Below are 4,486 nucleotides of genomic sequence, written 5' to 3'. Positions count from 1 at the left end.
TGCAGAACAGCTTCGCCATGGCGGCGTAGTCGGCGGTGAGCTCACCGCGCGCGTCGCGCTCCAGTGCCTCGTACGCGAGGAGCCGGGCGGCCTCGACCTCGGTGGCGCACTCGGCGAGCACGAACTTGGTGTTCTGGAAGGACGACACGGTCTTCCCGAACACCTGGCGGTCCTGGGTGTACTCGCGGGCGAACCGGACCGCGGCGTCGGCCGCGGCCGCGGCCTGCACGGCGATCACCAGGCGCTCGCGCGGGAGGTTGGCGGTCAGACAGGTGAACGCCTCGCCCTCCTCGCCGAGCAGGTTCTCGACCGGCACCTTCACGTCCGAGAAGGACAGTTCGGCGGTGTCGGAGGCGTGCAGGCCGATCTTGTGCAGGCTGCGTCCGACGGCGAAGCCGGCGCTCGCGGTGTCGACGACCAGGATCGACAGGCCCTTGCGGCGGTTCTCGGCCGGGGCCGGGGAGGTTCGGCAGACCACCAGGACCAGGTCGCACTGGGTGCCGCCGGTGATGAAGGTCTTGGCGCCGTTGAGGACATAGTGGGTACCGTCCTCGGACAGCTTCGCCGAGGTCTGGATGCCTGCGAGGTCGGAGCCGGTGCCGGGCTCGGTCATGGCGATCGCCAGCATCAGGTCGCCGGAGACACAGCCCGGGACCCACCGCCGCTTCTGCTCCTCGGTGGCGAAGTGCAGCAGGTAGGGCAGGATGATGTTGGTGTGCGTCATGGCGGTGCCGACGGTGACCCCGGCCCGGGCGACCTCCTCCGCGAGCACCGCGCCGAAGTGGTGGCCGCTCTGCGCACCGCCGCCGTACTCCTCGGGCACCTCGATGCCCAGGATGCCCAGCTCGCCGAGCCTGCGGTAGAAGTCGCGGGGGACCGCCTTCGCGGCCAGCCAGTCCTGCAGGTGCGGTGCTGCCTCCTTGGTGAGGAAGTCCCGGACCATCTCCCGGAACGCCTCGTGCTCCTCGTTGAATACGGTGCGGGGCATCGCTGTCTCTCTTCTCGGTAGGCCGGGGCGTAGCGGCACCCGGCGGTGCGTGGGTCGGCCGTCAGGCTCCGAGCACGTCCAGGGCGAGCTCGTCGTCCGCGTCGTAGGGCAGCGAGACGGTGATCCGGTCGACCAGCCCGGCGAAGCGCTCGCGCACGGCGCGCCCGGCGGCTTCCGGTTCGCCGACGACGGCGAAGGCGCCGAGCACCTCGTCGTCGATCCGGCGGCCCATCTCCTGCCAGCGGCCCTCCTGCGAGAGCATGTGCAGTTCCTCGTGCAGGGCGCCCCAGCCGTGCTGTTCCAGCACGGGCCGATAGGCCGGGGTGGAGCCGTAGAAGGCGATCCGCTCGCGGACCGTGCGAGCGTTGGCGGCCAGCTGTTCCTCGGTGCGGCCGGTGACCACCATCGCGGTGCCCGACACCTCGAAGGGGCGGACGGTCCAGGGCTCCCCCGCCGCCTCGACCCGGGCGCGGGCCGCGCGCACCGTCGGCAGGGTGACCTCCCGCAGGTAGCGGGGCGTGGTGAAGGGGTGACAGATCAGCCCGTCGCCGATCTCACCGGCCACCGAGGTCATCCGAGGGCCGACCGCCGCGAGCCGCAGGGGCGGTGCGCCGTGGGACAGCGGGCCCGGGTCGAACATCGGGGTCATCAGGGTATGGGTGTAGAAGTCACCCCTGAAGTCCAGCCGCTCGCCGGTCTGCCAGCTGTGCCAGACGGCCCTCGTCGCGGCGGCGAACTCCCGCATGCGCGCCGCGGGCCGGCTCCAGGGCATGCCGTAGCGGCGGGTGATGTGGGGTCGGACCTGCGATCCCAGGCCGATCGCCGCCCTCCCTCCGGAGAGCCGCTGGAGGTCCCAGGCGCTGTGGGCGAGCGTCATCGGGGTACGGGCGAAGGCGATGGCGACGCCCGTGGCGAGCTGGATCCTGCCGGTGCCCGCGGCAGCGGACGCGAGCGCCAGGAACGGGTCGTGGCGGGTCTCCGCGGCGAGCAGCCCGTCGATGCCACGCGCCTCGGCCGCCGCTGCCGCGCCGGCCGCGCGCTCGGGAGGTCCGTGCAGGACGACGTCGGTCCTGATCTCGGCGGCGGGTACCGGTCGGGTGCTCATCCATGACCCTTCACAAGGTTAGCGGAGTTTCACTTTCGAGCCCGACCGCTCCACTGTCAAGAGCAAGGCGGCCCAGAATTCGCATTCACCAGGGCCGACATGACCCTCAGCCCCAGCAGCTCATCCCCCACCTTTCACTCCTAGACAGCAAGGTTAGCTTGAATTAACTTATTGCTGTCGGTTCCCCTCCTCTCAAGGAGTAGCCCCATGCGTGACGCAGTCATCGTCGATGCCGTGCGGACCCCGGTCGGCAAGCGCGGCGGGTCCCTCTCCGGCATCCACCCGGTGGATCTCTCCGCTCACGTTCTGACTGCCCTGGCCGAGCGCAACGGGCTGGACCCGGCCACGGTGGACGACGTGGTCTGGGGATGTGTCTCCCAGGTCGGCGAGCAGGCCGGTGTCGTCGGACGCTTCGCCGTGCTCGCCGCCGGCTGGCCTGAGTCCGTGCCGGGCGTCTCGGTGTCGCGCGCCTGCGGTTCCTCCCAGCAGTCCGTGCACTTCGCCGCCGGGCTGGTCGCCGCCGGCCAGTACGACATCGCGATCGCCGGCGGGGTGGAGTCGATGAGCCGGGTGCCGATGGGCTCGGCCCGCGCCGTCCCGCAGGCGGGTACCCCGTACGGCCCGCTGGTCCGGGCCCGCTACTACCCGGACGGCGACGGCGAGTTCGACCAGGGCGTCGGCGCGGAGCTGATCGCCGAACGGTACGGATTCAGCCGCACGCAGCTCGACCAGCACGCACTGGACTCGCACGCGCGCGCCGCCCGCGCCATCGACGAGGGCCGCTTCACCGACCAGATCACCCCGGTCACGGTCACCCGCGAGGACGGCAGCACCTTCACCTTCGACACCGACGAGGGCGTCCGCCGTGGCTCCACCCTCGATCGGTTGGCCGCCCTCAAGACACCGTTCCGGGCGGACGGTCTGGTCAGCGCCGGAAACTCCTCGCAGATCTCCGACGGTGCGGCAGCGCTGCTGATCACCACCGGCGAGATCGCCCGGGCCCGGGGCTGGACCCCGATCGCCCGGGTGCACACCGCCGTGCTCGCCGGCTGCGACCCGGTCACCATGGCGCTCGGCCCGATCCCGGCCACCGCCAAGGCGCTGAAGCGCTCGGGCCTGTCGATCGCAGACATCGGCGCCTTCGAGGTCAACGAGGCCTTCGCCCCGGTCACCCTCGCCTGGCTCCAGGAGACCGGAGCCGACTACGGGCTGCTCAACTCCAACGGCGGCGCGATGGCCATCGGCCACCCGCTCGGCGGCTCCGGCGCCCGGCTGATGACCACCCTGGTCCACCACATGCGCGACAACGGCATCCGCTACGGCCTGCAGGCCATGTGCGAGGCGGGCGGCATGGCCAACGCCACCGTCCTCGAACTGCTCTGACCTCCCGAAAGGACCGCACACCGTGCGACGCACCGTCTTCACCTCGGACCACGAGGCCTTCCGCGCGACGATCCGGGAGTTCGTCGCCAAGGAGGTCACTCCCCACTACGCGGACTGGGAGCAGGACGGGAAGGTGCCCCGGGCCCTGTACCGGAAGCTCGGCGAGCTCGGTGTCTTCGGCATCCAGGTCCCCGAGGAGTACGGCGGGGCCGGCGTGACCGACTTCAAGTACCACGCCGTGCTGCGCGAGGAGACTGCCCGGGCGGGAGTGACCTTCGGCGCCGACGTGGTGCACACCTGCCTGGTCCTGCCCTACCTGGTCGAGTTCGGCAGCGAGGAGCAGAAGCGGCGCTGGCTGCCCGGATTCCTCTCCGGAGCGCTGATGACCGCCATCGCCATGACCGAACCGGGCACCGGCTCCGACCTGGCGGGCATAGCCACCCGCGCCCACGTGTCCGAGGACGGCACCCACTACGTCCTCAACGGCTCCAAGACCTTCATCACCGGTGGTGCCCAGGCCGACCTGATCCTGGTGGTCTGCCGCACCGCACCGTACGACCCGGCGAACCGCCGGGCGGGCCTGTCCATCCTGTGCGTGGACACCGCCTCGGAGGGCTTCGCGGTGGGCCGGAAGCTGGACAAGATCGGCCTGCGCGCCCAGGACACCGCCGAGCTGTCCTTCACCGACGTCCGCGTTCCGGTGGAGAACCTGCTCGGCGAGGCCGGGGCCGCCTTCTCCTACCTCACCCGCAACCTGGTGGTCGAACGGCTCGGCGCGGCGATCAGCGGGTACGCCACCGCCGCCGCCGCGGTCGGCTTCGCCAAGGAGTACGTCCTGGAGCGGGAGGTCTTCGGCAGGCCGGTGGCCGCCTTCCAGAACACCAAGTTCGTCCTCGCCGAGTGCGCCGCCGAGACCGAGGCCGCGCAGGCCTTCGTGGACCGCGCGCTGGACCTGCACGCAGCGGGCGAACTCACCCCGGCCGACGCTGCCAAGGCCAAGCTCTTCTGCT

Annotated in this window: 4 protein-coding genes; 2 read left to right on the top strand and 2 right to left on the bottom strand. The window is 71.3% G+C overall.

The window, feature by feature from the left end; translation table 11 throughout:
- A partial coding sequence (locus tag ABD345_RS39690) for an acyl-CoA dehydrogenase family protein (protein ID WP_344559667.1) occupies window positions 1-988 on the bottom strand: 988 nt, incomplete at its 3' end.
- A gap of 61 nt (window positions 989-1,049) precedes the next feature.
- The gene (locus ABD345_RS39685) at window positions 1,050-2,093 is read right to left on the bottom strand and encodes a TIGR03617 family F420-dependent LLM class oxidoreductase (RefSeq protein ID WP_344559666.1); all 1,044 of its coding nucleotides are present in this window, start codon (window positions 2,091-2,093) and stop codon (window positions 1,050-1,052) included.
- Between the two features lie 207 nt (window positions 2,094-2,300).
- Between ABD345_RS39685 and ABD345_RS39680 the strand changes: the two genes are divergently transcribed.
- Window positions 2,301-3,476 (top strand): thiolase family protein, encoded by a 1,176-nt coding sequence (locus tag ABD345_RS39680; protein ID WP_344559665.1) that lies wholly within the window; start codon window positions 2,301-2,303, stop codon window positions 3,474-3,476.
- A gap of 22 nt (window positions 3,477-3,498) precedes the next feature.
- A partial coding sequence (locus tag ABD345_RS39675) for an acyl-CoA dehydrogenase family protein (RefSeq protein WP_344559664.1) occupies window positions 3,499-4,486 on the top strand: 988 nt, incomplete at its 3' end.

It is taken from the genome of Kitasatospora saccharophila (assembly GCF_039529925.1).
GTDB lineage: Bacteria > Actinomycetota > Actinomycetes > Streptomycetales > Streptomycetaceae > Kitasatospora > Kitasatospora saccharophila.
The sequence above is the reverse complement of the archived record's forward strand: the minus strand, read 5'-3'. Positions and strand labels throughout refer to the sequence as shown.

Coding starts and splice junctions, on each gene's coding strand:
- ABD345_RS39685 (WP_344559666.1), bottom strand. CDS start 2,093: ATGAGCACCCGACCGGTACCCGCCGCCGAGATCAGGACCGACGTCGTC.
- ABD345_RS39680 (WP_344559665.1), top strand. CDS start 2,301: ATGCGTGACGCAGTCATCGTCGATGCCGTGCGGACCCCGGTCGGCAAG.